The organism is Paraburkholderia suaedae (assembly GCF_040812055.1).
Taxonomy (GTDB): Bacteria; Pseudomonadota; Gammaproteobacteria; order Burkholderiales; family Burkholderiaceae; genus Paraburkholderia.
Genome location: NZ_JBFOAH010000027.1, coordinates 26,151 through 51,497, shown reverse-complemented (window position 1 = coordinate 51,497; position 25,347 = coordinate 26,151). Strand labels below are relative to the sequence as shown.

Genomic DNA, 25,347 nt, shown 5'->3' with positions numbered 1-25,347 from the left:
ACGGACTACGCGTAAGCGCAAATGGCCCTGCATGCGCGGCCATGCATGCGCGCACATGTGCGGCAGCGCGGGAACGTACTGTCCAATAGGAAAAAGCAGGAAGAAGCAGGAAGCAGCGCCGCTCGATGCAGCGACACCGCAGGCTCGCCTCCGGCGATTCGCCAACGACCAGGCGCCATGCCGGCCCCCGGTGCCGCAGCAGCACTCAGCCTTGCGACAACTGTTCGAGCCGCAGCCGGCCCTGCAACGACAGCGCGCCGACGGCATAATGGCCGTCACCTTCCTGATAACGCCGGAAGCAATCCCGTTCGACGAGGAAAGCCGTGGCGGTCATCAACCCGTTGTAGCTCAGCCCCAGCCGGTGTGGATCGAGCGGCAGCATGGAATCGCCAGCAAGTTCGCTGGCGGCCGATAGAATCGTGATGCAATCGGATTTCGAAGGGTTCAGCATGGCTTTCGTCCTCGGAAACGGCGTGTGCATGCGCCATGGGCAAGGCCGGCTGGCAATTCGCAAGGCTTCAGGGATCGGCCGGAATTTTGATTGTAGGCATTCGTTTGACAGATTACCAACTCGCGTTTTGCCTCATTGCGCATGAACCAAAGCGCAACCCGCGAGTCCGGAAATAACCACGACTCCAGCGCGGCGGCCTGCGCCGCGCGTCATCAGTGACACGTTCGCCATGCCCGCACTCATCGAAGACTATGCACTTATCGGCGACGGCCACACGGCCGCGCTCATCTCGCGTGAAGGTTCGCTCGACTGGCTCTGCTGGCCGCGTTTCGATTCCGGCGCCTGCTTCGCGGCCTTGCTGGGCACGCCCGACAATGGCCGCTGGCTGATCGCGCCCGCCTCCGACACCCCGCCCACCGTCACGCGCCGCTATCGCGGCGAAACCCTGATTCTCGAAACCGAATTCGAGACGCCCGAGGGCGCCGTCACGCTGATCGACTTCATGCCGCCGGGCAATGGCTGGTCGGAGGTGGTGCGCATGGTCGTCGGCAAGCGCGGCACCGTGCGCATGAAAATGGAACTGGTGCTGCGCTTCGACTACGGCTTCTCGATTCCGTGGGTCGACCGGTTGAAGCACGATAGCGGCATCAAGGCGATCGTCGGGCCGGACAACGCCGTGCTGCGCACGCCGGTCGAGCTGCGCGGCGAGAACATGAAGACCCTCGCCGAATTCACGGTCAGCGAAGGCGAGCGGGTGCCGTTTTCGCTCGCCTATGCGCCGTCGCACCTGCGCATTCCGCCCGCGCGCGATCCACACACCGCGCTTGCGCGCACCGAAAACCACTGGCTCGAATGGTCGGCGCGCGGCACGGTCGAAGGCCGATGGGCCGGGCCGATCCGCCGCTCGCTGATCACGCTGCGCGCGCTCGCCTACGAGCCGACCGGCGGCATCGTCGCGGCGCCCACGACGTCGCTGCCGGAACAGCTCGGCGGCACCCGCAACTGGGACTACCGCTACTGCTGGCTGCGCGACGCCACCATCACGCTGCTCGCAATGATGCGCGGCGGCTACTACGACGAAGCCCGGGCATGGCGCAGCTGGCTAGGCCGCGTGATGGCAGGCGCGCCGGAGCAATTGCAGATCATGTATGGGATTGCCGGCGAGCGGCGGCTGCCGGAATTCGAAATCGACTGGCTGCCGGGTTATCAAGGCGCGAAGCCGGTGCGCATCGGCAATAACGCAGTCGGTCAGCGTCAGCTCGACGTTTATGGCGAAGTGATGAATGCGCTGCATCTGGCGCGCGTGGGGGGCCTGCAGGCGGACGAGACCGCCTGGAACGTGCAGTGCGCGCTGCTGCGCCACCTCGAAACGATCTGGCAGGAGCCCGACGAAGGCATCTGGGAAACCCGCGGCGGCCGCCAGCATTTCACGTTCTCCAAGGTGATGGCATGGGTCGCGTTCGATCGCGCGATCCGCTCGGCCGAGATGTTCAAGCTCGACGGCCCGCTCGACGACTGGCGCGCGGTCCGCGACAAGATTCACGCCGAAGTCTGCGAGAAGGCGTGGAATCCGGAGCTCGATGCGTTCTCGCAGTACTACGGCAGCGACCAGCTCGACGCGAGCGTACTGCTGCTGCCCCTGCTCGGCTTCCTGCCGCCGCGCGACCCGCGCATCAAAGGCACGGTGGAGGCGATCGAAAAAGGCTTGATGCACGACGGCTTCGTGATGCGCTATCGCACCACCGAATACGACGACGGCCTGCCCCCCGGCGAAGGGACGTTCCTCGCGTGCTCGTTCTGGATGGTGGACAACCTGGCGTTGCAAGGCCGCATCGGTGAAGCGGTTGCGATGTACGAGCGGCTGCTTGGGCTCTGCAATGACGTCGGCCTGCTGTCTGAAGAGTATGATCCGCTCGACAAGCGTCTGGTCGGCAATTTTCCGCAAGCGTTCTCGCATGTGGCGCTGGTGCACACCGGCCTGAACCTGATGAAGCACGAACAGGCGATGGCGCAGGCAATCGGCCATCCGGCCCATGTCGGCAGCCGGTCGGCGGAACTTAAGGCTGAGACATCTCCAGATAGCGGCGCGGCAACATCGCCAATAGCATGATTGAATAACAATTTTCGCGCGGCTCGCGCGAAAATTGTTGCATTGCACAAATGCCCTTTGTTCGATATGATCGATTAGACTGTCGGCCGACAACCCATGTGTCAACAACCAGAACGGCCCGCCGCAACGCCTCATGCGTGTTTGCGAAGCCCCATGCGAACCGCTTAAAACGGAGCACCCATGCTCTATCAACTGCACGAATTCCAGCGGGCGATGTTGAGCCCTCTTACCGCCTGGGCCCAGGCCGCGTCGAAATCGTTCGCGAATCCCGCCAGCCCATTGGCCTACGTGCCGGGCGCCACGCGCCTGTCAGCCGGTTATGAACTGCTCTACCGGCTCGGCAAAGATTACGAAAAGCCCGAGTTCAATCTGCATCAGATCGTCAAAGATGGTCATAACATTCCGATCATCGAACAGACCATTATCGAAAAGCCGTTTTGCCGTCTGATGCGCTTCAAGCGCTTCGCCGACGACAGCGACGCTGTTACCCAATTGAAAGACGAGCCGGTCGTGCTGGTGTGCGCACCGTTGTCGGGACACCACGCCACGCTGCTGCGCGACACCGTGCGAACGTTGTTGCAGGACCACAAGGTCTACCTGACCGACTGGATCGATGCGCGCATGGTGCCGCTCGAAGCGGGCCCGTTCGGTCTGGACGACTACGTAAGGTACATCCAGGAATTCATCCGCCACATCGGTGCGAAGAATCTGCATGTGATTTCGGTATGCCAGCCCACGGTGCCGGTGCTCGCCGCCATTTCGCTGCTGGCGAGCCGCGGCGAGGACACGCCGCGCACCATGACGATGATGGGCGGCCCGATCGACGCGCGCAAGAGCCCGACCTCGGTCAACTCGCTCGCCACGCAGCACTCGTACGGCTGGTTCGAGAACAACGTGATCTTCACGGTCCCGCCGAACTATCCGGGCGTGGGCCGCAAGGTGTACCCGGGCTTTTTGCAGCACACCGGTTTTGTCGCCATGAATCCGGAGCGTCACGCGGCCTCGCATTGGGACTTCTACCAGAGCCTGCTGCGCGGCGACGAAGAAGATGCCGAAGCGCATCGCCGTTTCTATGACGAGTACAACGCGGTGCTCGACATGGACGCGGACTATTACCTCGACACGATCCGCGTGGTGTTCCAGGAGTTCCGTCTGGCCGAAGGCACGTGGGACGTTGCCGGCGAGCGGGTGAAGCCGCAGGACATCAGGCACACCGCGCTGTTCACGATTGAAGGCGAACTCGACGACATCTCCGGCGACGGCCAGACCTTTGCGGCGCACGGACTGTGCACCGGCATTCCAGAGAAGAACAAGCGCCACTTCACCGCGGAAAAATGCGGCCACTATGGCATTTTCTCTGGGCGGCGCTGGCGCACCATCATTTATCCGCAACTGCGCGACTTCATTCTCGAGTACAACAAGGCGCCCAAGGTGGTGAAGGAAAAGGCCGAAGCCTGATCTGATTGAACCGCACGCGCACAAGCAAGTTCGCAACAACGGCCTCTTTGGAGGCCGTTGCTGTTTAAGATTCGTGACTGGTGTGTCGGGTGGGCTGGATGCGGCGGTGAGCGGCGCCAGTTTGCACCGCGCCCGCGGGCCGACTACTTGCGCAGCAGATACGCGAGCAGCAGTTCAGTATTCATCTGAATCACTTCACTGCGTTCGGCGGCGCCGCTGAAATCGCGGCCGAGCGTCGCTTCGAGCGTGAAACGGTTCGATACGATGTAGTAACCCATTCCCGAGAGCGTCACGTAAAACCGCAATGGATCGACATTGGAGCGAAACAGCCCCGCGCGCTGCCCACGTTCCAGTATCGCGCCCAGCGTGGCGACGATCGGCGAGATCATTTCGCGGATGCGCGTGGACTTACGCATATAGCGCGCTTCATGCAAGTTCTCGTTGTTGATCAGACGCAGCAGTTCGGGATGATCGCGGTAGTAATCCCAAACAAAATGCGCAAGACGCGTAACGGCCTCGATCGGCGCGATGCCATTCAATTCGAGCGTGCGCTCGGCTTCGTTGAGCGCGCTGAACGCATGTTCGAGCACTGCAGTGAATAGCTGCTCCTTGCTACCGAAGTAGTAGTACAGCATGCGTTCATTGGTTTCCGCGCGACGGGCGATCTGATCGACGCGCGCGCCGAATAGCCCACCATTTGCGAACTCTTCGGCCGCCGCAAGCAGAATGCGGCGCCTCGTGCCTTCAGGATCTCTTTTGATTTTCGGCTGATTCATGGTGGCATCGTCTTCGTGAGCCGCGTTATCCGGATCGCGCCGCCGGCCTCTCCTGGGCCTTGCACCGACAGCGTTGAACGGGCGCGCCAGGTTGGGGGACACCCTTTTCTGCGGTCTTTCGAAAAAGCGCTTCGATTATGGCACATGGATTACGGATGGCAATCGGGGAAATCGGCGATAATGTGCTATTTAGTTCAAGCTGTGCGGCCGTAAGGCAAGCCCCCACGTGGTGACCGAGACAGACATCGAAATGCTGGCGGATCGCATCGAAGATCTGCTACCCCAAACGCAATGCACGAAGTGCGGCTATCCCGCATGCCGTCCGTATGCCGAAGCCGTCGCGAAGGGCGAAGCCAATTACAACCAGTGTCCGCCCGGCGGTGCCGAAGGCATCGCGCGCCTCGCCGCGCTGCTCGGCAAACCGGTGATTCCGCTGAATTCCGCCAACGGCGTCGAACGGCCGCGTCCTTTGGCGGTTATCGACGAACGGGTATGCATCGGCTGCACGCTCTGCATTCAGGCATGTCCGGTCGATGCAATAGTTGGTGCACCGAAACAGATGCACACGGTGATCGCCGAGCTGTGCACCGGCTGCGATCTGTGCGTGCCGCCATGTCCTGTCGACTGCATTTCGATGCAGGCCGTCAGCGGCGAAGCAAGCGGCTGGGATGCATGGAGCCAGAGCCAGGCCGACGCCGCGCGCGAGCGCCATGACCGGCGCGAAGCGCGCCTCGCGCGCGAGCGCGATGCCGCCGAAGCGCGCGCTGCGGCGCGCAGAGCGGTCGGCGGCAGTGCCGTTGCGGCGAGCCGCACGGCAGCGCCGGCGGCAGGTGCGCCCGCAACCGAAGCTGCCGAAGCATCGGGAGATGCCGAAGCCAGGAAGCGCGCGATCATCCAGGCCGCGCTCGAACGCGCTCGCAAGAAGAAAGAAGAGTTGGCCGCCAAAGGCCAGGGGCCTTTGAACACCGAGCGCGTAAGCGCCGACGTGCAGGCGCAGATCGACGCCGCCGAAGCGCGCCGCCGCCGCCTCGGACTGGGCACCGACGACAACGACAGTTCGTCATCGCGTCGCTAGCAACCAACGAACGCAACGGCACTCACCCGCACGCCCGGTATGAACGCGAACAAACGCCGCGCCATCTTCGAAACGCTCCGGAGTCTGAACCCGCATCCGACGACCGAGCTCGAGTACACGACACCGTTCGAACTGCTGATCGCCGTGCTGTTGTCCGCGCAGGCCACCGACGTGTCGGTAAACAAGGCAATGCGCAAGCTGTTCCCGGTGGCGAACACGCCGCAGCAGATGTTGGAACTGGGCGAAGAAGGCGTGGCCAGCTACATCAAGACGATCGGCCTGTACCGGACCAAGGCGAAGAACGTCATCGCGACTTGCCGCATTCTGCTCGACCAGTACGGCGGCGAGGTGCCCGAGAATCGCGAAGCGCTCGAAAGCCTGCCGGGGGTCGGCCGCAAGACGGCCAACGTGATCCTGAACACGGCCTTCGGTCACCCGACCATCGCGGTGGACACGCACATCTTTCGGGTTGCCAATCGAACCGGACTCGCGCCCGGCAAGGACGTCCGCGCGGTCGAAACAGCGCTGGAGAAATTCACGCCCGCCGAATTCAGGCACGATGCGCACCACTGGCTGATTCTGCACGGCCGCTATGTCTGCAAGGCGCGCCGGCCCGAGTGCTGGCATTGCGTGATCGAGCCGCTGTGCGAATTCCGGCCAAAGACCCCGCCGCCTGATCTCTGAGCGCGCCGGCCACCAGCAGGCCGCGCGGGGCCAGCGTAAAATGCTGGCCTGAGCGTTCGGCTCCACGTCCCTTCCACGCACCGGTTCCACGATGTTCAATCCCAGCCGCGACGACGTTCGTCTTTTTTTCACCGACACCTGGCGCAAACAGCGTCAAGGTGAAATTCTGACGCCGCTCGAGGCGATCGCCGCCGACTGGATCGTCGAGCATCCCGAATATCATGCCGACCTGAGCGACACCGACGCCGCGCAAGCGCAGGACTACTCGCCCGAGCGCGGGCAGACCAATCCGTTCCTGCATCTGTCGATGCATCTGGCGATCAGCGAACAGTTGTCGATCGACCAGCCGCCCGGCATTCGCGCAGCGCACGAGCGGCTTGCCGCTCGCCTCGGCTCGACGCACGAAGCGCAGCACGCGATCATGGACTGCCTGGGCGAAACCATCTGGGAAGCGCAGCGCACCGGCACGCCACCGGACACGGATGCGTATTTGCAGCGGATCGAACGGCGTGCGACGCGCGATTGAGCATTGAGCCGCGAGTCGCCCGCAAGCGCACCGCGCCTTGGCGGAGCGTCCGCATTCGGCATCGCGCCAAGCGGGCCGCCCCAAAAAAAACACCCTGCCAAAGCAGGGTGTTCTTCACTTCGATCCACGTGCGGCGTGCTTACTTCTTCTGCACCAGGTCACCGTTGAGCGATTCGACGTAAGCCGCGATGTCCTTCATGTCACTTTGTGACAGACTTTGCACCTGCGCCTGCATGATCGGGTTGTTGCGGCCGAGGTGCGGGTTGCCGACCCCCATCTGATACTGGCGCAGCGCCCAGTAGATGTAATCGGAGTACTGACCGGCGAGCTTCGGATATTCCGGGCTCACCGGCTTGTTCAGATTCACGCCGTGACAGGCCGCGCAATTGTGGCTGTCGGCCAGCACTTTGCCGTTGCCCGCGTCGGCGGCATGCGCGACGTTCGCTGCAACCAGACCAATCACTGCCGCCGACGCGCATGCAGCCTTGAACACCGTGTGGAGTGCCTGTTGGGGCTTAATCATGAATGCTCCTATCCCGCGAATATGGGTAGCCGTGTGACCGACGCCGATCACTTGTCGGGATTGCTTTTCGAAGAGGAATTCTGCGCCGCGTAGTAGGCAGCGATGTCGGCGATGTCCTGGTCCGACAGCGAGACGGCAACGGCATGCATCGTAGCGAAATGGCGGTCGCCCTTCTTGTAGCCGCGCAGGGCATTTTCCAGGTACAGCTGATTCTGGCCGCCGAGCTTGGGCACGCGATAGACCTCGGGATAAGCGGTGCGGTACTCCGGAATACCGTGGCAGCCAATACACATCGCGACCTTGTCCTGGCCCGCCTTGGCGTTGCCGACGACATCCGCCTGCGCAGCGGCCGAAAAGCCCCCGAGCACCGACAGCGCTGCGATCACGACATGTTTGCCGACGAATTTATTCATAGCAGGTAACCTGGCTTGAGGGGAACGGGCGCCCAAAAAAGGCAACGGCCCGCGCCGTTCTTCTTATAGGGTAGCCACGCAGGCCAAAAAAATCGGGCTAATTGTACCGCGACGCCGCGCCGAACGTCCACCGCGCGCGGCAGCGGGCCGCCCGCGCACGGCACAGCGCCGGCGGCGGCGCTCCACTGCCGCCTGTCCGCAGAGGGACACGTGTCCGATGCAGGCGCGCTCAGTGCGCCGGGCCGGACTCCAGCCGGACTCGCATTCGACGCGGCGAGCGCGGCGGGAACCGGCGCCGGCCATACGGCCCGACCACCAAACGGCCACACCCGCCGCTCAACCTACGCCATACGACGCGCTTAATGACCCGCGCTCGCGGTGCGGCAACTCTGGCCGCACCGGGCTCACACCCTACGCGAGCCCGTTTCAGGCCAACAGGCCTTCTGACTTATACTGGGTTTTTCCCCGAACTCGAGCACCTCGCCATGCGTTTCGAAGGCTCATCGCAGTACGTCGCCACCGACGACCTCAAGCTCGCGGTCAACGCCGCGATGACACTCAAGCGTCCCTTGCTGATCAAGGGCGAACCGGGCACGGGCAAGACCATGCTCGCCGAAGAGGTCGCCGCCGCGCTCGGCATGCCGCTGCTGCAGTGGCATATCAAGTCCACCACCAAGGCCCAGCAGGGTCTGTACGAATACGACGCCGTGTCGCGGCTGCGCGATTCGCAGCTCGGCGACGAGCGCGTCAAGGAAATCCGCAATTACATCGTCAAGGGCGTGCTGTGGCAGGCGTTCGAGTCGGACGAGCAGACCGTGCTGCTGATCGACGAGATCGACAAGGCCGATATCGAATTCCCGAACGACCTGCTGCGCGAACTCGACCGCATGGAGTTCTACGTGTACGAGACGCACGAGCTGGTGCGCGCGAAACAGCGCCCGCTCGTGATCATCACGTCGAACAACGAGAAGGAGTTGCCCGACGCGTTTCTGCGCCGCTGCTTTTTCCATTACATCAGATTCCCCGATCCGCTCACCATGCAGCAGATCGTCGAGGTGCACTACCCCGGCATCAAGAAGGAACTGCTCGCGGCGGCGATGCAGAGCTTTTTCGAACTGCGCAACGTCGCGGGGCTGAAGAAGAAGCCGTCCACCTCGGAACTGCTCGACTGGCTCAAGCTACTGCTCGCCGAAGACATTCCGCCCGAAGCGCTGCGCTCGTCGGACCAGAAGCAGATCATTCCGCCGCTGCACGGTGCGCTGCTGAAGAACGAGCAGGACGTGAGCCTGTTCGAGCGGCTCATCTTCATGAACCGCAACAATCGCTGAGCGACCCGTTAGCGACTGCTGCGCGGCGCCTGGCACGATCACGGCCCGCCACCGTTCAGCGCGCCGCACGCATCACGCGTTGTCGCCGCAACTATCTTGCATGAGGCACTGCATGCTGATCGACTTCTTCTACTCGCTGCGCGCCGCCAAATTGCCGGTGTCGGTGAAGGAATATCTGACGCTGCTCGAAGCGCTCAAGGCCAACGTGATTGCGCCGTCGCTCGACGAGTTCTACTATCTGGCGCGCATCACGCTCGTCAAGGACGAACAGTATTTCGACAAGTTCGACCAGGCGTTCGGCGCGTATTTCAACGGTGTCGCGGTCGCCTCCGAAATGGCGTTCGACGTACCGCTCGACTGGCTGAAGAAGAAACTGCAGCGCGAGCTGTCGCCGGAAGAAAAAGCGCAGATCGAAGCGATGGGCGGCCTCGACAAGCTGATGGAGCGCCTGAAGGAACTGTTCGATGAACAGAAGGGCCGTCACGAAGGCGGCAGCAAATGGATCGGCACCGGCGGCACCTCGCCGTTCGGCAACGGCGGCTACAACCCGGAAGGCGTGCGCATCGGCGGGGACGCCGCGGGCAACCGCACCGCCGTGAAGGTGTGGGAAGCGCGCGCGTATCGCGACTACGACGACCAGGTGGAAATCGGCACGCGCAACATCAAGGTCGCGCTGCGCCGCCTGCGGCGCTTCGCGCGCGAAGGCGCCGCCGAAGAGCTGGACCTTCCCGACACAATCCGCAGCACCGCCGCGAACGCCGGCTGGCTCGACCTGAAGATGGTGCCCGAGCGGCACAACAAGGTGAAAGTGCTGATGCTGCTCGACGTGGGCGGATCGATGGACGATCACATCAAGCGCACGGAAGAGCTGTTCTCCGCGGCCAAGGCCGAGTTCAAGCATCTGGAGTTTTATTACTTTCACAACTGCGTGTACGACTTCCTGTGGAAGAACAATCGCCGCCGTCACGCCGAACGCATGCCGACCTGGGACGTGATGCACAAGTTCGCATCCGACTACAAGCTGATCTTCGTCGGCGACGCGACCATGAGCCCTTACGAAGTGCTGCAGCCGGGCGGCTCGGTCGAATACAACAATGCGGAAGCCGGCGCGGTGTGGCTGCGCCGTCTCGCGGATCACTTCCCGCATCACGCGTGGCTCAATCCGGAACCGGAAGGCTTGTGGGCATACCGGCAATCGGTCAGCGCGATTCGCGAAGTGCTCGGACACCGTATGTATCCGCTCACGCTCGCCGGGCTGGAGACCGCGATGCGCATGTTGAGCAAATGACGCCGTCAAGCATTCCCCTCGACCATTAGAAAGCCTCTGAATGAGTTGTCCTTCCTCGCCCCAGTTGTCCCCGGCCGCCACACCGCCCAGGCGGCTCAATCCGATCGCCGACACGTCGCTGTCCACCATCGTCGCCGGCTTTGTCGCGATGATGACCGGCTACACCAGCTCGCTCGTGCTGATGTTTCAGGCGGGTCAGGCCGCGCATCTGAGCAGTGCGCAGATTTCGTCGTGGATCTGGGCGCTGTCGATCGGCATGGCCGTCTGCACGATCGGTCTGTCGCTGCGCTTTCGCGCGCCCATCGTGATCGCGTGGTCGACGCCGGGCGCGGCGCTGCTGGTGTCGTCGCTACCGCACGTGGCCTATGCCGAAGCAATCGGCGCGTTTATCGTGTGCGCGGTGCTGTTGACCGTGGTCGGCCTGACCGGCTGGTTCGATACGCTGATGAAGAAGATCCCTGCCGGTATCGCGTCGGCCTTGCTGGCAGGCATTCTGTTCGAGATAGGCATCGAGATCTTCCGCGCCGCGCAGTTCCAGACCGCGCTGGTGCTGACGATGTTCTTCACCTATCTGATCGTCAAACGCCTCGCGCCGCGCTACGCGATCGTGACGACGCTGATCGTCGGCACGGGCGCCGCTGCCGCGCTCGGTCTGCTCGATTTCAGCCACTTTCGCGTCGCGCTTGCGCACCCGGTGTTCACGATGCCGGCGTTCTCGGTGGCGGCCAGCGTGAGCATCGGAATTCCGCTGTTCGTCGTCGCGATGGCGTCGCAGAACGTGCCGGGCATCGCCGTGCTGCGCGCGGACGGCTACACCACGCCATCCGCGCCGCTGATTTCCACGACCGGTATCGCGTCGCTGCTGCTTGCGCCGTTCGGCTCGCACGGCATCAATCTTGCGGCGATCACGGCGGCGATCTGCACCGGCCCCGAAGCGCACCCAAACCGCGACAAGCGCTACACCGCCGCGGTCTGGGGCGGCATTTTCTATCTGCTCGCGGGCGTGTTCGGCGCGACTATCGCGGCCTTGTTCGCGGCGCTGCCGAAGGCGCTGGTGGTCTCGGTCGCGGCGTTGGCGCTATTCGCCTCGATCATGAGCGGCCTCGCCAACGCGATGCAGGACGTCAAGCAGCGCGAGGCGGCGTTGGTAACTTTCATGGTGACCGCATCCGGGCTGACGCTGCTGTCGATTGGCCCCGCATTCTGGGGGCTGGTGGCGGGCATGCTGACGCAACTGGTGCTGAACGCGCGACGCGCGTGATGAGCCAGAGCGAAAACGGTCGACGGCGGACGCCACCGGCCTCGTGTGGACGGCCCAGCGGTCACGCGCTCGCCACTAAGCGGCGTGACCAGAACGGCTGGTGACAATCCGCAACGCGCATCGTCGTTGCCCGGAATCCCGTTGAACGGATCACATGGGTCAACTGTCGATACCGGATCAGGCGATCCGCCATAGAATAGAAGTATCCGGCAGTGTCGCCCGGCCGCATGGGCGCGGCGCTGCGGCGTGACCCGCGGCCACCGGCGCTGATGTCGTCCTGTCAGCCCGGCGGCGTCCTCATTTCTCCTGAACCACGGCGCGCACGCGCCCTGAAGGCCTGAACATGACAACCGCACTCGATCAACTCAAGCAATACACCACCGTCGTCGCCGATACGGGCGACTTCCAGCAGCTTGCCCAGTACAAGCCGCAGGACGCGACCACCAATCCGTCGCTGATTCTCAAAGCCGTGCAGAAAGACGATTACCGGCCGCTGCTCGAAAAGACCGTGAAAGCGAATGCGAGCAAGCCGGTCGGCGCGGTCATCGACCAGTTGCTGATCGCCTTCGGCACTGAAATCCTCAAGATCATTCCGGGCCGCGTGTCGACCGAAGTCGACGCGCGCCTGTCGTTCAACGTGGAGGGCTCGATCGCCAAGGGCCGCGAACTCATCGCGCTCTACAAGGAGCACGGCATCGGCCCCGAGCGCGTGCTGATCAAGCTCGCTTCGACGTGGGAGGGCATCCGCGCGGCCGAAGTGCTGCAGAAGGAAGGCATCCGCTGCAACATGACGCTGCTGTTCTCGCTCGCGCAGGCCGCGGCCGCCGCCGAAGCGGGCGCGCAACTGATCTCGCCGTTTGTCGGCCGCATCTACGACTGGTACAAGAAGAACGCCGGCAGCGCGTGGGACGAAGCGAAAGACGGGGGCGCCAACGACCCGGGCGTCCAATCCGTGCGCCGCATTTATACCTACTACAAGAAATTCGGCTACAAGACGGAGGTGATGGGCGCAAGCTTCCGCACGCCCGGTCAGATTCTGGAACTCGCCGGCTGCGACCTCTTGACCATCAGCCCCGATCTGCTTCAAAAGTTGCAGGACAGTACTGACAAGGTCGAGCGCAAGCTCTCGCCGGAGTCGGCTGGCAATGCAAACGTCGAGCGCGTGCCGGTCGACGAAGCGTCGTTCCGTTTCCTCGTCAACGACGAAGCGATGGCGACCGAAAAACTCGCCGAAGGCATCCGCACGTTTGCCGCGGACGCGATCAAGCTGGAAAAGCTGATCGAATCGCTGCGCTAAGCACGGCTTCCGGCCGCGTGACTCACACGGCCGGACGGACAAGCGGCCCTGGACCCCATGGTTCATGGCCGCTTGCCGTTCATGCGCTTCGTTTCTTCAAACCTGTCGCTGACGGCCGAGGACAGCGCGTCCGGCCAAAGATACTTCAACGCGCTAGCCGAGGGCGGCCAGCTGACGTTGCCCTTCCAGGCGACCTTCTGCAGCAAGGGTTTGGGAATAGTGGTGGATCGCTTCGTGCTGATGGGGAGGGTGACGCTGCCGCCAGAGGCTTCGAACGCTTAGGTGGAGCGGCCGCGCAGCAGCGCGCGCGGCAACGCCGCGCCTCACGGCATCGCACCGCCGACACCCGGCCCCGGCGACCTGCAGTGCACGGGCCGCAATCGGAGACATCGCCCTGTCGCGCGCCCCGGCTACCCCTTGCGCGCCACGCTCGCGGGCCGCTCGATATTCCAGTTCGACTCGGTCTCCAGCAATAGCGCGCGCAACCGCTCTACCTGCTCCGCGAGCCGCTGGCCGAGCCAGTACGGCCCTTGCAAATCGCTCGGCAGCCGCAGCGCCGGGGCCGCGTGCGCCTGCACCAGCAGCGACGCGGCCGGGATGCCGAAGTGCGTCGCGTGCCCGAAGCGCAGGGCACGGGCTATCGCGAGTAGCGTCGCCCGCACCGCGCGGACCTCCACGCCGCATTGCTGCGCGTACAGCGCGCGGGCTCGGTCGTCCGCATGCCTCAGCGGACCGGTCGCCAGCAACTCCAGCGCGCTGAGCACCGAGCGATGCAGCCGCTGGATCTCTTCGAGCTTCGCCTGCGGCACGTCGATTTCCTTTGCCACCGACGGCATCAGCGAGCGCAACTGCACCAGCCGCTTGTTGATTTGCAGGAAACGCCCGACCTGTTCCTCTTCGCTGATGGTCTCCCCCTCCAGCAGACGCGCGTAGAGGGACGCGCATTCGCGCAGATTGGCCGCGAGCCCGTAACGCCACGAATAGGTCGCGTGCAACGGCAGCGCGAACGAAAACGCCAGCGCGATCACGATGCCGATCAGCACGTTCAGCGTGCGCCAGAGTCCGACATCGATCAGGTTGTCGCCATGTCCGGCGACGATGCACATCGTGATCGCCGTCAGCAGCCCGACGTAGCCGGACGAGCCAATCGCGAACCACGCGCAGATCGACGCAACGATTGCCATCAGCACATAGGTGAGCGGCAGCGAGCCGATCAGGTTCTGCTGCAGGATCAGCAACAGCCCGATCGACGCTCCGAGCAGCGTTCCCACCGCGCGCTCGGCGGCCTTCTTGCGGATATTGCCGTGATGCTGCAAGCCGCCGATCACCACCAGCAGCGTCACTGACGACCAGATGCCATGCGGAATGTCGATGCCGGTAGTCGCGAGAATCGAGACCAGCATCGCGAGGCCCACGCGCAGGCTGTGCAGCACCGTTGCGTAGCGGTAGCGGTAGTAAGGCGAGCTCACCGCGCGGATCATCCGGCCGAGCGCAGAACGGCGGGGCATCGCGGTATCGGATTCGGCAGAAGCCATGGCGGCGTGGTGATCCAGAAGGACCCGAAAGGACAGGAACGACCCTTAAACGACCCCAAACGATCCCGAAGGATCCTAAGGACCCGGAAGAACCAAATGAAGGCCCCAGCGAAGGACACGATGAAGGATCTGCTGAAGGACCCATCCAGGCCCACGAAGGCCCATGGACGACGCGTGGAAGTCCGGTTCCGCTATCCTGCCCTGATTGCCCGCCAAAGACAAACGCCCGCAGACTTTCGTCTGCGGGCGCCGTGTCCGTCGACGCACCGTTCCGGACGAGGCCGGACGGCGCGAAGCCGGCAGATCAGCTTTCGACCACGTCCAGATAATCTTCCGGACGGGTGCGATCTTCGGCGCGCTGCATGCCGAATGCGCGCACCAGCAGGCTCACTACCACGGACACCACCAGGTTCACGATCAGCGACCATACGGCCGCATAGCCCGGAATCGCCATGCCGAACAGGTGGATCGTGAAGATCGAGCTGGCGAGCTTGAGCGAAACGGCCATCCACGTGCCGGTGGCGATGCCGGCCGCCCAGCCGGCCAGCAGGCCGCGATAGTCGAGCACGCGCGTGTACAGACCCAGCACGATGGCCGGCAGCGTCTGGATGATCCAGATGCCGCCCAGCAACTGCAACTGGATCGCATAAGTGAGCGGCAGACCGAGAATGAACGCGACCGCGCCCACCTTGACGATCAGCGAGACCAGCTTCGCGACGTTGGTCTCCTGCTCGTGCGTCATGTTGCGGTTGACGAACTCCTTGTGCACGTTGCGCGTGTACAGGTTCGCCGCCGCGATCGACATGATCGCCGCCGGTACCAGCGCGCCGATACCGATTGCCGCAAATGCCACGCCGACGAACCACGACGGGAAGAAGTGCAGGAACAGTGCCGGCACTGCGAAGTTCGGCCCGAATGCCTTGAAGTACGGCACGAATTCCGGCATGTCCTTCACGCCGGCCGCGAGCGCCATGAAACCGAGCAGCGCGAGCAGGCCGAGCACCAGCGAATAGGCCGGCAGCAGAGCCATGTTGCGGCGGATCGTGTTGCCCGACTTCGACGACAGCACCGCGGTGATCGAGTGTGGATACAGGAACAGCGCCAGCGCCGAGCCGACCGCCAGCGTCGCGTAGGCACTGTAGCCGTTCAGACTCGACACGTCAGGCGACTTGAGTAGCAGCTTGGCCGGCGGCACCACGCTGAAAATGTGGCCGAAGCCGCCCAGTTGCGGCGGAATCACGATGATCGCGGCGAAGATCGTGACGTAGATCAGGATGTCCTTGACCACGGCGATCATCGCCGGCGCGCGCAGGCCCGACGTGTAGGTGTACGCGGCCAGAATGGCGAACGCGATGATCAACGGCAGATCGCCGACGAAGCCGGTCGTGTCGAAGCCGAGCGCGCCGATCACCACTTCGATACCGACCAGTTGCAGCGCGATGTACGGCATGGTCGCGACGATGCCGGTCACGGCGATCGCGAGCGCCAGCATGCGGCTGCCATAGCGGGCCGACACGAAGTCCGCCGAGGTCACATAGCCGTGACGCTTGGCGATGCTCCACAGTTTCGGGAACACGACGAACGCGAACGGATAGATGAGGATCGTATACGGCAGTGCGAAGAAACCGGTTGCGCCCGCACCGAACACCAGCGCCGGCACGGCGACGAAGGTGTACGCGGTATACAGGTCGCCGCCCAGCAGGAACCATGTGACGATGGTGCCGAAGCGCCGGCCGCCGAGACCCCACTCTTCCAGATGGGCAAGATTGCCGCGCCGCCAATGGGCCGCGACGAAGCCGAGAACCGTGACGCCGATAAAAAACAGAACGAAGACGAAAGTCGCAATGGCGTTCATGACTGCGCGCCCCCTTGCGAACGGCCCGTGTAGCGCGATCGGGTCTTGAAGTACACGAGTGCCGTGATAACCGCACTGATCAGCACCCACAGCAGCTGATACCAGTAAAAGAATGGGAAGTCGAACAACTGCGGTTCGACCTTGTTGTACGAAGGCACCCAGATCATCGCGATCCAGGGCAGCACCAGCAACCAGAGCCAGTGCTTGCTGGCCTTGTTCATGTCGGCGTCGTGATCCATGACGTCTCCTCTTTCCTATTTTTGAATTGTTGAGCCCGTGGTTGACGGGAGGTGGTTCCCGCGGCGGGTGGCCCCGGGCACCCCGAAAGCTCCGAAAGAGTATAGGAGCAGCCAATGCGCGGTCAAGCAGGGACGACCCGAGGCGAAACGGTGCGTTGGCGCGGCCCGCGCAGGAATGAAGCCTGCTCGAACACGACGCGCGGGCGTTGCGCCGAGTGCGACGGCGGCAGGCGTTCCGTGCCGGGCGAGTTCGAAGCGCCCGACGCGTGACGTCGGCAGTGCGCTTGACTCGATCGACGCACCGGGTCGCACGGCGAACGCCGCGCGGCCCGCAGAATCGCCCGCCGGCGGCCGCCGACGCATGCGCGCCGTCATGCTGCCGCCACGTTCAGATCGAGAACGACGCGCCCTTCTGGCCGGTGGATTCCTGCAGCCCCTTGATCCACTTGCGCGCCGGCAAGCCGAGCTGCGCTTCGATCAGCTTCGCGCGGGTTTGCAGTGAGGCGAACGGCACATCGAGCGCCGGGCCCGAAAAGGCGATCGCGATGCGGTTACCGTCGTGCACTTCCGGCAGCGCGATCACGCGGCCGTCGAACGCTTCGTTCAGACGCTTCATGTTGCGCACGAAGCTCGGATGATCGCCGAACAGGTTCACCGTCACCACGCCCGCGTCGGTCAGACAGGCGCGCGCCGCGCGATAGAAGCCGACGCTGTCGAGCACCGGGCCGCGCGCGGTCGCATCGTAAACATCGATCTGCAATGCGCCGATCGTGCCATGGTTGGCGCTGTCGTTGACGAAGTCCCACGCGTCCGTTTCGTGCACGCTCAGGCGCGCGTCGTCGTGCGGCAGTTCGAACATCGTGCGCGCGGCGACCACGACCGCCGGGTTCAGTTCGACCGCCTCGACCTTCGCGTGCTTCAGGAAGCGGTGCGCGAACTTGGTGAGCGCGGCGGCCCCGAGGCCGAGCTGGACGATGCGCTTGGGAGTTTCGATGAAGAGCAGCCAGGCCATCATCTGCTGCGCGTATTCGAGTTCGATGTGATCCGGCTTGCGCAGACGCATCGCGCCTTGCACCCATTGCGTGCCGAAGTGCAGGAAGCGCACCCCGCCCTCTTCCGAAAACGTGACGGGCGCGAACCGCGGCTTGCGCGGTGCTTCGATTTGCGGCGCGTCGTGCAGATCGTCGTCGTGCGCGGCGCGCTTGTTGTTGCGAGTGGTCTTCCCCGCGATTTTCTGTTTGCCGCCGGTGCTGTCGGCGTCCCGGTTACGGAAGGCACGCGCCTCGGCCGAAGCGCGCCTGATCAATTTCGTCATGTGAGGATGTCGCGCCAGAGACGCAATTTTTGGTCGAACGAGAGCATAGCATTCGCAGGACTCGATGACGGCAATACGAGCGTGTCGTAGCCCGCCGCGCCGATCACCGGCGCGAAGCGGCCCGCCGTCTTGCCGTTGAAGCAGACTTTGCGCAGCAGCGGCGCATGCGTATGCAACGATGCGAAGTCGTTCGGTTGCGCGTTGCGGATCGCCGAATCGAGACTTCCCTCCCGATGGCAGGCATCGAGCACGTCCCAGAGGCCGATGCGATGAGCGAGCAGCCGAGTCAACCGCTCGTCGTACGGCAATTCGTGCAGCGAGGGCTCGTCGAGCACGGCGCCCAGCAGGCGCCAGAACTGGTTACGCGGATGCGCGTAATACTGGGTCGCGGCGAGCGACGCTTCGCCGGGAAAGCTGCCGAGAATGAGCGTATGCGTGTCCGCCGCGACGATCGGTGGAAAGCCGCGCAGCATCAGCGGCTCTGCTCGTCCGAGGCGCGCGGCGCGGGGTGGGCGCGCGACGCGGTGTGCTCGAGCGCGCGACCATGTTCGCGCACGCGCGGCGACGCCGCGTGAGACGCATGCGCCTGCGCAGCGGCGACGCGCTCGCTTGCATCGCGGGCGTGCGACGCGGATGCTGACGTCGACCAAGCCGCCAGATGCGCCCACAATGCCGGCAACATGCATTCGGTCACCATCAACGGTGCGCCGTGACGCTCGAACACTGAACGGCGCGCGACCAGCGCATGTGGCGGCACGCCGTCGACTTCACGCGCGGCCAGCCGGTACAACGGATGACGCGCGCTCACCCTGCGGCTCACCAGCGACGAACGCGCGACGCTGCTGTCGCTATAGAGCAGCTCCGCCAGCGGCCGCGTGCGCAAGCGCCGCGTGGCCTGCCACACGCCGACGCTCGCCGCGCGTGGCGTCACGCTGTGCGCGGCGACAAACGGCACGCCGTCCACCGACAACACCACTTCTCGCGCCCACACCGGCGCGCGCGGCGCGAGGCCGAGCGCCGCGCACTCGTCGGGCCACGGCAGGGCAATGCATTCGCGCGTGACGCGCACTGCCACGACGCCGAGCATGCGCAGATGGGCGGTCAGCGAACCGCCACGCGTCAACCAGTCTTTCTGGGCGGCACTGAAGCCGGGCAAGGGCGCGACGCGCCAGTGCGCGTCGGCGGCATCGAAACGGATAGACATGGTGCTGGATTATAGCGGCGCCGGCAGGCGGGTTTGCGCGCGCTAACCGCTCGCCATTTTCAGACACGGCTGATTCCTCCGCTCTGTGACGCGCGATAAAACCTTCGTGCTTTAGCCAAGCCGGCGGTTCGTCTACTTTCGAACGACGCGTCGTCCGGTCGGACACTCAACGAGGAGAAAAACATGAAAACATTCCTGGGCGCAATGGCGTGCGCGTTTCCGGTATTGCTGATGGCGGGCTGCGCTTCGCCGCTCAATCGCGACACGGAAGTTGCGCTGAACAAAGCGGTCGGCATCGACGTGGCGTCGGTCGCTGACGGCGTGGCGGTCAAGCTGCCCGAAACCGCGTTGTTCGACTTCAACAAGTCGGATGTGCGCGCCGATTCCGCTGCGGTGGTCGACCGTTCGGCGGTACTGCTCAAGCGCAGCAAGCAGCCGATCGTCGTCGAGGGTTATACCGACAACGTCGGCACGCTCGAATACAACCAGCAGTTGTCGGAACAGCGTGCGATCTCGGTCGGATATGCGCTGGTTGCGCGCGGCGTCGCGCAAAACCGCATTCGCACGAAGGGCAACGCGTACAACGATCCGGTCGCCAGCAACGACACGCCCGAAGGACGCGCATTGAACCGGCGCACGGAGATCATCGTGCGCGGTGAATCGATCGATACGCTGATGGGCAAGAAATAAGTATCGGTGCGCCCGAGCGTTCAGGCGGCTCGGGCGAGCCTCTGGAGAGCGCCGGTCCCGGCGCGGCCGGCGCGCGCAGCTCGAGCGGCCCGATGCAATCATCTTCTCGAACCGACGCGAACCCGGCTTACCGGCAGTCGGTCGCTTTTTACGAAAACAATTAGGAGTCCAACTTGAGCACCCAAAACCTCAAACAAACTTCCGATCGGATCGCCCACCTTGCGACGCTCGTTCTGCAGCGCACCGACGCCACCTATCAGGAAAAAGAACTGGCAGGCTCCGCGCTGGCGCAGCACCACACGGTGAAGCAGACGAGCCGGGCCATCGGCAGTCTGGCCGCGAAACTCCTCGGCGACCCCACGTCCAGTCACGAAACCAAAGAACTGGCTGGCAGCGTGCTCGCGCAAATACGTCAGTCTCAGGAATCAGGCTCCGCTGCTTGATCCCACCCGGCTGAGCACGCTCGCCTGACGCATCACGACCGGCGGCACCACGGGCGCCCCCCGCGACAGGCAAAAAAAAACGCTGCCCTGAACTGCACCGCAAAAGTTGGACACCCATCCAACCTTCGGCGCGCAGTTCGAAAGCAGCGCATTTTTCAATCACACACGTCAGGACAACACCGTCGGCTCACGCCGACTTCATGCTCACCGCGCTCAACCAGCGCGCGCCAGCAGCAGTGCATTGGTCCGCTTCACGAAGCTCGCCGGATCTTCCAGCGCGCCACCTTCGGCGAGCAAGGCCTGATCGAACAGCAGATGGCACCAGTCGACGAAGTCCGCGCTGTCCGCATGCAAGCCTTTCACCAGCGCGTGCTCCGGATTCACCTCGAGAATCGGGTGGAACGACGGCGCCTGCTGACCTGCAGCCTTCAGCATGCGCTGCAGATAGCCGCTCATTTCCCCATCGTCGGCCACGAGGCATGACGGCGAGTCGGTCAGACGGAATGTCAGACGCACGTCCTTCGCCTTGTCCTTCAGCGCTTCCTTCATCTTCTCGACGAGCGGCTTGAATTCTTCGCCGACCTTTTCCTGAGCCTGCTTTTCCTCGTCGTTCAAGGCACCGAGATCGAGGTCGCCGCGCGCCACGCTTTGCAGCGGCTTGCCGTCGAATTCGTTGAGGAACGACAGCATCCATTCATCGACGCGATCGGTCAGCAGCAGCACTTCCACGCCCTTCTTGCGGAACACTTCGAGATGCGGGCTGTGAGTCGCGGCCTGCCAGGTGTCGGCGGTGACGTAATAGATCCTGGTCTGCTCGGGCTTCATGCGCGCGACGTAGTCGGCAAGCGACACCGTCTGCTCCGGCGTTTCCGTATGGGTGGACGCAAAGCGCAGCAGCTTCGCAACGCGCTCGCGATTGGCGAAATCTTCGCCGACGCCCTCCTTGAGCACCTGGCCGAATTCTTTCCAGAACCCGGCGTACTTCTCCTTGTCGGCCTCGTTCTCGGAGTTGGCCAACTCTTCGAGCATCGACAGCGCGCGCTTGGTCACGCCTTCGCGGATCGCCTTAACGTCGCGGCTTTCCTGCAGGATTTCGCGCGACACGTTCAACGGCAGATCGCTCGAATCGACCACGCCCTTCACAAACCGCAGATATGCCGGCAGCAGTTGCTCGGCGTCGTCCATGATGAACACGCGCTTCACGTACAGCTTCAGGCCGCCGCGCTGCTCGCGGTTCCACAGGTCGAACGGCGCGTGGCTCGGCACGTACAGCAGCTGCGTGTATTCGCTGCGGCCTTCCACACGGTTGTGGGTCCACGTGAGCGGGTCCTGGTGGTCGTGCGAGAGGTGCTGGTAGAACTGCTTGTACTGCTCGTCGGTGATGTCGTTCTTCGCGCGGGTCCACAGCGCGCTCGCCTGGTTGACGGTCTCGTCCTCGTCCTTCGTGACCATCTCGCTCTTATCCGCGTCCCACTCTTCCTTCTTCATCAGGATCGGCAGCGCGACGTGATCGGAGTACCGCTGAATGATCGACTTCAGGCGATGCGACGACAGCAGCTCGTCCTCGTCGGCACGCAGATGCAGCGTGATGGTGGTGCCGCGCGCGGCGCGCTCGATTTGCTCGACCGCGAAATCGCCCTCGCCCGCGCTGACCCAGCGCACGCCCTCCGAGGCCGGCAAGCCGGCGCGGCGCGTTTCGACCGTGATCTTGTCGGCGACGATGAAGCCCGAATAGAAGCCCACGCCGAACTGGCCGATCAGCGCCGCGTCTTTCTGCTGGTCGCCGGAGAGCTTGCTGAAGAACTCCTTGGTGCCCGAGCGGGCGATCGTGCCCAGATGCGAGATCGTTTCCTCGCGGCTCATGCCGATGCCGTTGTCGTCGACCGTGATGGTGCGCGCGGCCTTGTCGTACGACACGCGAATCCGCAGGTTCGGATCGTTCTCGTACAGCGCGCTGTTCTCGATCGCTTCGAAGCGCAGCTTGTCGGCCGCGTCGGAGGCGTTCGAGATCAGCTCGCGCAGAAAGATTTCCTTGTTGCTGTACAGCGAATGGATCATCAGTTGCAGAAGCTGTTTCACTTCTGCCTGAAAGCTCATGGTTTCTTGTGCCATGGTCGGACTTCCTCTCTGTTGCGAATGCGTTGCGGACGTGTTGCGGATAGGTTGCCGATCGGTTGCGAACGGGTTCGGGCTAGCTGTGCCGCTCGGGCGACGGCGGCATTGGGCGCCCATGCGCGCGAGCAGCTACGCCGGGCCGACCGAACCGACGGCTTGCCGGTCGGCCAGCGGGCGGCCACCGCCGAGCCCAGCGCCCGATTGTGCGCGTAACTGGGGACGAACCGGCGCGGTTTCAAGAGGTGCGCCGCGCGACGCCGTCGAGATAGCGGGACAGAAATGTCGCCAGTTCCGGATCGCCGCAGTTGGCGATATTGAAGCGCATCCAGGTGGTGGGCGACTGCTGTGGCGAAAACAGGCTGCCGGGCGTGAGCAGAAAGCCGGCTTCGTGTCCCGCGGCCGCCAGCGCGCCCGCGTCGACGCCGGTGTCGGCCCACAGAAACATACCGGCCGAGGGCGTCAGAAACAGCTTCATGCCGGTCTTTTCCAGCATCCGTACGGACTTTTCGCGCACGCCGTCGAGCCGCGCCCGCAGGCGCTCGACGTGCCGCCGGTAGTGGCCTTCGGTGAGAATCTTGTACAGCACGCGCTCGTTGAGCTCGGGGCTCGTCATGCCGACCAGCATCTTCTGGTTGCTGACCGCGGTCGCCACGTCCGGCGCGCACGCGATGAAACCCACCCGCAGATTGGGTGCGAGCGTCTTCGAAAAACTGCCGAGGTAGATGACGCGCCTTAACTGATCGAGGCTCGCCAGCCGCGTACCCGGATTGCTCGGCGGGCACAGATCGCCGTAAATGTCGTCTTCGACGACGATAAAGTCGTACGCTTCCGCGAGGCGCAGGATGCGGAACGCCTGTGCCGCCGTGAGCGACGTGCCGGTCGGGTTTTGCAGCACCGAGTTGATCACCAGCATTTTCGGCCGCCACGTCGCGACGAGCGATTCCAGCGCGTCGAGGTCGGGGCCGTCCGGCGTGTACGGCATGCCGACCAGCCGCGCGCCTTGCGACGCAAAGCAGCCGAACATCTGGAACCACGCCGGATCGCCGACGATCACCGCGTCGCCCGGTTTCACGTAGATGCGCGAGATCAGGTCGATTGCCTGCGTGACGCCGGACACCATCACGATCTGCTCCGGCGACGCACCGATCTCCAGTTCCTCGAGCCGCGTCTGCAATTGCTGGCGCAGCGGCAGAAAACCCTGTGGCGTGCCAATGCCGAGCATCTGCGCACCGCTTTGCCGGCCAAGCGTGCGCAGCGCGTTCGTGATCAGGTCGCCATCGAGCCAGCGCGCCGGCAGATAGCCGAGGCCCGGGCTGCGTTCCGGGCGCGCGCCGGTGCACAGCATGTTGCGCAGCAGCCATACGACGTCGAGCTTGGTTGGCGCCGGCGCGCCTTCCGTCTGCGGGCGAATCTCCATGACCGCCGCGCCGCCCAGCCGCTCGCGCACATAGAAGCCCGAGCCGCGCCGCGACTCCAGATACCCTTGCGCGACCAGCCGCTCGTATGCTTCGACCACCGTGAAGCGCGACACCCGTTTGTCGAGCGCCAGCTTGCGAATCGACGGCATGCGCATGCCGGGGCGAAACACGCGCTCCTCGATTCGGCGGCGCGCCCACTGGACGAGCTGTTCCACCAGCGTGAGCGCGGACGTGTCGTGCGGGGCGGGAATCTGGGCGAGCGGGACGGACATGGCGGGCTCCAACTGTACCGAACAGTATCGAGCCGATTGTACCGTTACTGTGCCGGTCCGCGCCGCTACATTCGAGAGACAGCCGGGGACGACAAGGCGGGCGGGCGCGTGGCCGGAACTGGAACTGGATAGCGGTCCAGCCGCTCGCGCGCCATTGCCGCGACACTCGTCTCTTCAAGGCATCCGCATGGCCCGCCGGTCCGGCAAACAGTTATGCTGACGACCGCGGCCGCGCCGCCAGCACGCGAGCGCCTGTACCGGCCCGCATAAAAAACCGTTTTCCTTCGACCCGCCATGACAGCCCATCCACTGCGTCTCGATCATCTGGTGATTTCCGCCCGCACCCTCGACGAAGGCACGCGGTACGTCGCCGATACGCTCGGCGTCGCGCCGGCCGGCGGCGGCGCGCATCCATTGATGCGCACTCGCAACCGCCTGCTGAACCTGTGGGGCGGCGTGTATCTGGAAGTGATCGCGGTCGATCCGCACGCCGCGGCCATCCCGGATGCCGCCGCCGAAAACCACGCGCCGCGCCCGCGCCTGTTCGCCCTCGACGACCCGGCGACACACGCCCGGCTCGAAAACGGGCCTTACCTGTCGCATTGGATCGCGCGCGTCGAGCGGCCCAAGCGGCTGTCGCTGTGGCAGGCGCAGTACCCGCAGCGCATTGCGCCGATCGTGCCGATGACGCGCGGCGATTTCGCGTGGGGCCTGTCGGTGCCCGACGACGGCGCGTTCCCCGGTTGGGAAGGCGCGGGCGACGGCGTGCTGCCCTCGCTGATCCAGTGGGACTCGCCTCGTCATCCGTCCGAGGTGCTGCCGGACGCGGGCATCGCGTTGAAAGCGTTGAAAGCCGTACACCCGCAAGCCGAGCGGATCGCCGCGCAATTGCAGTGGCTCGGCGCGGCGCATCTGATTGATGTGCAGCCCACCGAAGGCGCCCCGGCGCTCATCGCCGAATTCGAAACGCCTGATGGTCTACGGACCCTCAAATGAGGCAGCGCGCGTGGGTCGCCGACTCGCGCGATAATTGCAGTTTTGCCAGTTCCACAGATACCAGCCGAGGAGACC

At 64.2% G+C, this 25,347-nt stretch carries 25 protein-coding genes; 13 read left to right on the top strand and 12 right to left on the bottom strand.

Translation table 11 applies throughout. The features are described from left to right. Positions 1 to 205 precede the first annotated feature (205 nt). A complete protein-coding gene (locus ABQJ48_RS29250) occupies positions 206 to 451 on the bottom strand; it encodes a hypothetical protein (RefSeq protein ID WP_367841493.1) in 246 nt (81 codons plus the stop codon). A 229-nt stretch (positions 452 to 680) separates the two neighbouring features. Here ABQJ48_RS29250 and ABQJ48_RS29245 point away from each other — a divergent pair, with 229 nt between their 5' ends. Further along, positions 681 to 2,561 carry a glycoside hydrolase family 15 protein gene (locus ABQJ48_RS29245; protein WP_367841441.1) on the top strand — a complete coding sequence of 627 codons (1,881 nt, stop codon included), beginning with the start codon at positions 681 to 683 and terminating at the stop codon, positions 2,559 to 2,561. A 180-nt stretch (positions 2,562 to 2,741) separates the two neighbouring features. After that, positions 2,742 to 4,019 (top strand): polyhydroxyalkanoate depolymerase, encoded by a 1,278-nt coding sequence (locus ABQJ48_RS29240; protein WP_367841440.1) that lies wholly within the window; start codon positions 2,742 to 2,744, stop codon positions 4,017 to 4,019. 143 nt (positions 4,020 to 4,162) lie between these two features. On the opposite strand, the gene ABQJ48_RS29235 is transcribed toward ABQJ48_RS29240, so the two are convergent. Continuing rightward, on the bottom strand, positions 4,163 to 4,795 hold the full coding sequence (locus ABQJ48_RS29235) for a TetR/AcrR family transcriptional regulator (protein WP_367841439.1): 633 nt from the start codon (positions 4,793 to 4,795) through the stop codon (positions 4,163 to 4,165). A 229-nt stretch (positions 4,796 to 5,024) separates the two neighbouring features. Between ABQJ48_RS29235 and rsxB the strand changes: the two genes are divergently transcribed. The 3 genes from rsxB to ABQJ48_RS29220 all read left to right on the top strand — a co-directional run bounded on the left by rsxB (position 5,025) and on the right by ABQJ48_RS29220 (position 7,080). Next, positions 5,025 to 5,870 carry an electron transport complex subunit RsxB gene (rsxB, locus tag ABQJ48_RS29230; protein WP_367841492.1) on the top strand — a complete coding sequence of 282 codons (846 nt, stop codon included), beginning with the start codon at positions 5,025 to 5,027 and terminating at the stop codon, positions 5,868 to 5,870. A 39-nt stretch (positions 5,871 to 5,909) separates the two neighbouring features. Continuing rightward, positions 5,910 to 6,554: an endonuclease III gene (gene nth / locus ABQJ48_RS29225; protein ID WP_367841438.1), complete on the top strand. Its 645-nt coding sequence runs from the start codon at positions 5,910 to 5,912 to the stop codon at positions 6,552 to 6,554. A 91-nt stretch (positions 6,555 to 6,645) separates the two neighbouring features. Then, on the top strand, positions 6,646 to 7,080 hold the full coding sequence (locus ABQJ48_RS29220) for a DUF1841 family protein (RefSeq protein ID WP_367841437.1): 435 nt from the start codon (positions 6,646 to 6,648) through the stop codon (positions 7,078 to 7,080). 139 nt (positions 7,081 to 7,219) lie between these two features. Here the strand turns inward: ABQJ48_RS29220 and ABQJ48_RS29215 are convergent, their stop codons facing one another. Together ABQJ48_RS29215 and ABQJ48_RS29210 are read right to left on the bottom strand one after the other, a co-directional pair. Beyond that, on the bottom strand, positions 7,220 to 7,603 hold the full coding sequence (locus tag ABQJ48_RS29215; RefSeq protein WP_367841436.1) for a c-type cytochrome: 384 nt from the start codon (positions 7,601 to 7,603) through the stop codon (positions 7,220 to 7,222). 47 nt (positions 7,604 to 7,650) lie between these two features. Beyond that, on the bottom strand, positions 7,651 to 8,016 hold the full coding sequence (locus ABQJ48_RS29210; protein ID WP_367841435.1) for a c-type cytochrome: 366 nt from the start codon (positions 8,014 to 8,016) through the stop codon (positions 7,651 to 7,653). Between the two features lie 485 nt (positions 8,017 to 8,501). Between ABQJ48_RS29210 and ABQJ48_RS29205 the strand changes: the two genes are divergently transcribed. The 5 genes from ABQJ48_RS29205 to ABQJ48_RS29185 all read left to right on the top strand — a co-directional run bounded on the left by ABQJ48_RS29205 (position 8,502) and on the right by ABQJ48_RS29185 (position 13,472). After that, entirely contained in the window at positions 8,502 to 9,344 is an 843-nt protein-coding gene (locus tag ABQJ48_RS29205) for an AAA family ATPase (RefSeq protein WP_367841434.1), read from the top strand. A gap of 112 nt (positions 9,345 to 9,456) precedes the next feature. After that, positions 9,457 to 10,632 carry a vWA domain-containing protein gene (locus tag ABQJ48_RS29200; RefSeq protein ID WP_367841433.1) on the top strand — a complete coding sequence of 392 codons (1,176 nt, stop codon included), beginning with the start codon at positions 9,457 to 9,459 and terminating at the stop codon, positions 10,630 to 10,632. A 40-nt stretch (positions 10,633 to 10,672) separates the two neighbouring features. Further along, positions 10,673 to 11,893, top strand: coding sequence for a benzoate/H(+) symporter BenE family transporter (locus ABQJ48_RS29195; RefSeq protein WP_367841432.1), 1,221 nt, complete (start codon positions 10,673 to 10,675; stop codon positions 11,891 to 11,893). A 343-nt stretch (positions 11,894 to 12,236) separates the two neighbouring features. Then, entirely contained in the window at positions 12,237 to 13,190 is a 954-nt protein-coding gene (tal, locus tag ABQJ48_RS29190; protein ID WP_367841431.1) for a transaldolase, read from the top strand. 57 nt (positions 13,191 to 13,247) lie between these two features. Next, positions 13,248 to 13,472 carry a VOC family protein gene (locus tag ABQJ48_RS29185; RefSeq protein WP_473094207.1) on the top strand — a complete coding sequence of 75 codons (225 nt, stop codon included), beginning with the start codon at positions 13,248 to 13,250 and terminating at the stop codon, positions 13,470 to 13,472. A 128-nt stretch (positions 13,473 to 13,600) separates the two neighbouring features. Here ABQJ48_RS29185 and ABQJ48_RS29180 read toward each other — a convergent pair whose 3' ends face one another. From ABQJ48_RS29180 to ABQJ48_RS29155, 6 genes are all read right to left on the bottom strand, one after another. Further along, positions 13,601 to 14,725 carry an FUSC family protein gene (locus ABQJ48_RS29180; RefSeq protein WP_367841430.1) on the bottom strand — a complete coding sequence of 375 codons (1,125 nt, stop codon included), beginning with the start codon at positions 14,723 to 14,725 and terminating at the stop codon, positions 13,601 to 13,603. 304 nt (positions 14,726 to 15,029) lie between these two features. Then, on the bottom strand, positions 15,030 to 16,580 hold the full coding sequence (gene mctP, locus ABQJ48_RS29175; RefSeq protein ID WP_367841429.1) for a monocarboxylate uptake permease MctP: 1,551 nt from the start codon (positions 16,578 to 16,580) through the stop codon (positions 15,030 to 15,032). After that, the gene (locus ABQJ48_RS29170; RefSeq protein ID WP_367841428.1) at positions 16,577 to 16,819 is read right to left on the bottom strand and encodes a DUF3311 domain-containing protein; all 243 of its coding nucleotides are present in this window, start codon (positions 16,817 to 16,819) and stop codon (positions 16,577 to 16,579) included. The genes mctP and ABQJ48_RS29170 overlap by 4 nt, the downstream gene beginning before the upstream one ends. Before the next feature lie 388 nt (positions 16,820 to 17,207). Next, positions 17,208 to 18,134 (bottom strand): class I SAM-dependent methyltransferase, encoded by a 927-nt coding sequence (locus ABQJ48_RS29165; RefSeq protein ID WP_367841427.1) that lies wholly within the window; start codon positions 18,132 to 18,134, stop codon positions 17,208 to 17,210. After that, positions 18,131 to 18,607, bottom strand: a complete 477-nt coding sequence (locus ABQJ48_RS29160; RefSeq protein ID WP_367841426.1) for a DNA-deoxyinosine glycosylase — start codon at positions 18,605 to 18,607, stop codon at positions 18,131 to 18,133. The genes ABQJ48_RS29165 and ABQJ48_RS29160 overlap by 4 nt, the downstream gene beginning before the upstream one ends. Further along, entirely contained in the window at positions 18,607 to 19,338 is a 732-nt protein-coding gene (locus ABQJ48_RS29155) for a chorismate--pyruvate lyase family protein (protein ID WP_367841425.1), read from the bottom strand. Before ABQJ48_RS29155 ends, ABQJ48_RS29160 begins: the two co-directional genes overlap by 1 nt. Positions 19,339 to 19,521: 183 nt before the next feature. Here ABQJ48_RS29155 and ABQJ48_RS29150 point away from each other — a divergent pair, with 183 nt between their 5' ends. Continuing rightward, on the top strand, positions 19,522 to 20,028 hold the full coding sequence (locus ABQJ48_RS29150; protein ID WP_367841424.1) for an OmpA family protein: 507 nt from the start codon (positions 19,522 to 19,524) through the stop codon (positions 20,026 to 20,028). A 173-nt stretch (positions 20,029 to 20,201) separates the two neighbouring features. Further along, a complete protein-coding gene (locus ABQJ48_RS29145; RefSeq protein WP_367841423.1) occupies positions 20,202 to 20,471 on the top strand; it encodes a hypothetical protein in 270 nt (89 codons plus the stop codon). Positions 20,472 to 20,684: 213 nt separating this feature from the next. Here ABQJ48_RS29145 and htpG read toward each other — a convergent pair whose 3' ends face one another. Together htpG and ABQJ48_RS29135 are read right to left on the bottom strand one after the other, a co-directional pair. Beyond that, positions 20,685 to 22,583 carry a molecular chaperone HtpG gene (gene htpG / locus ABQJ48_RS29140; protein ID WP_367841422.1) on the bottom strand — a complete coding sequence of 633 codons (1,899 nt, stop codon included), beginning with the start codon at positions 22,581 to 22,583 and terminating at the stop codon, positions 20,685 to 20,687. A 238-nt stretch (positions 22,584 to 22,821) separates the two neighbouring features. Beyond that, the gene (locus ABQJ48_RS29135) at positions 22,822 to 24,276 is read right to left on the bottom strand and encodes an aminotransferase-like domain-containing protein (RefSeq protein WP_367841421.1); all 1,455 of its coding nucleotides are present in this window, start codon (positions 24,274 to 24,276) and stop codon (positions 22,822 to 22,824) included. Positions 24,277 to 24,570: 294 nt separating this feature from the next. Here ABQJ48_RS29135 and ABQJ48_RS29130 point away from each other — a divergent pair, with 294 nt between their 5' ends. Beyond that, entirely contained in the window at positions 24,571 to 25,272 is a 702-nt protein-coding gene (locus tag ABQJ48_RS29130) for a VOC family protein (protein ID WP_367841420.1), read from the top strand. Positions 25,273 to 25,347 lie beyond the last annotated feature (75 nt).

Coding starts and splice junctions, on each gene's coding strand:
- ABQJ48_RS29220 (WP_367841437.1), top strand. CDS start 6,646: ATGTTCAATCCCAGCCGCGACGACGTTCGTCTTTTTTTCACCGACACC.
- ABQJ48_RS29195 (WP_367841432.1), top strand. CDS start 10,673: ATGAGTTGTCCTTCCTCGCCCCAGTTGTCCCCGGCCGCCACACCGCCC.
- ABQJ48_RS29235 (WP_367841439.1), bottom strand. CDS start 4,795: ATGAATCAGCCGAAAATCAAAAGAGATCCTGAAGGCACGAGGCGCCGC.
- tal (WP_367841431.1), top strand. CDS start 12,237: ATGACAACCGCACTCGATCAACTCAAGCAATACACCACCGTCGTCGCC.
- ABQJ48_RS29130 (WP_367841420.1), top strand. CDS start 24,571: ATGACAGCCCATCCACTGCGTCTCGATCATCTGGTGATTTCCGCCCGC.
- ABQJ48_RS29155 (WP_367841425.1), bottom strand. CDS start 19,338: ATGTCTATCCGTTTCGATGCCGCCGACGCGCACTGGCGCGTCGCGCCC.
- ABQJ48_RS29185 (WP_473094207.1), top strand. CDS start 13,248: ATGGTTCATGGCCGCTTGCCGTTCATGCGCTTCGTTTCTTCAAACCTG.
- ABQJ48_RS29210 (WP_367841435.1), bottom strand. CDS start 8,016: ATGAATAAATTCGTCGGCAAACATGTCGTGATCGCAGCGCTGTCGGTG.
- ABQJ48_RS29170 (WP_367841428.1), bottom strand. CDS start 16,819: ATGGATCACGACGCCGACATGAACAAGGCCAGCAAGCACTGGCTCTGG.
- ABQJ48_RS29215 (WP_367841436.1), bottom strand. CDS start 7,603: ATGATTAAGCCCCAACAGGCACTCCACACGGTGTTCAAGGCTGCATGC.
- ABQJ48_RS29180 (WP_367841430.1), bottom strand. CDS start 14,725: ATGGCTTCTGCCGAATCCGATACCGCGATGCCCCGCCGTTCTGCGCTC.
- htpG (WP_367841422.1), bottom strand. CDS start 22,583: ATGGCACAAGAAACCATGAGCTTTCAGGCAGAAGTGAAACAGCTTCTG.
- ABQJ48_RS29200 (WP_367841433.1), top strand. CDS start 9,457: ATGCTGATCGACTTCTTCTACTCGCTGCGCGCCGCCAAATTGCCGGTG.
- ABQJ48_RS29135 (WP_367841421.1), bottom strand. CDS start 24,276: ATGTCCGTCCCGCTCGCCCAGATTCCCGCCCCGCACGACACGTCCGCG.
- ABQJ48_RS29165 (WP_367841427.1), bottom strand. CDS start 18,134: ATGACGAAATTGATCAGGCGCGCTTCGGCCGAGGCGCGTGCCTTCCGT.
- ABQJ48_RS29150 (WP_367841424.1), top strand. CDS start 19,522: ATGAAAACATTCCTGGGCGCAATGGCGTGCGCGTTTCCGGTATTGCTG.
- ABQJ48_RS29205 (WP_367841434.1), top strand. CDS start 8,502: ATGCGTTTCGAAGGCTCATCGCAGTACGTCGCCACCGACGACCTCAAG.
- ABQJ48_RS29240 (WP_367841440.1), top strand. CDS start 2,742: ATGCTCTATCAACTGCACGAATTCCAGCGGGCGATGTTGAGCCCTCTT.
- ABQJ48_RS29160 (WP_367841426.1), bottom strand. CDS start 18,607: ATGCTGCGCGGCTTTCCACCGATCGTCGCGGCGGACACGCATACGCTC.
- ABQJ48_RS29245 (WP_367841441.1), top strand. CDS start 681: ATGCCCGCACTCATCGAAGACTATGCACTTATCGGCGACGGCCACACG.
- ABQJ48_RS29250 (WP_367841493.1), bottom strand. CDS start 451: ATGCTGAACCCTTCGAAATCCGATTGCATCACGATTCTATCGGCCGCC.
- mctP (WP_367841429.1), bottom strand. CDS start 16,580: ATGAACGCCATTGCGACTTTCGTCTTCGTTCTGTTTTTTATCGGCGTC.
- nth (WP_367841438.1), top strand. CDS start 5,910: ATGAACGCGAACAAACGCCGCGCCATCTTCGAAACGCTCCGGAGTCTG.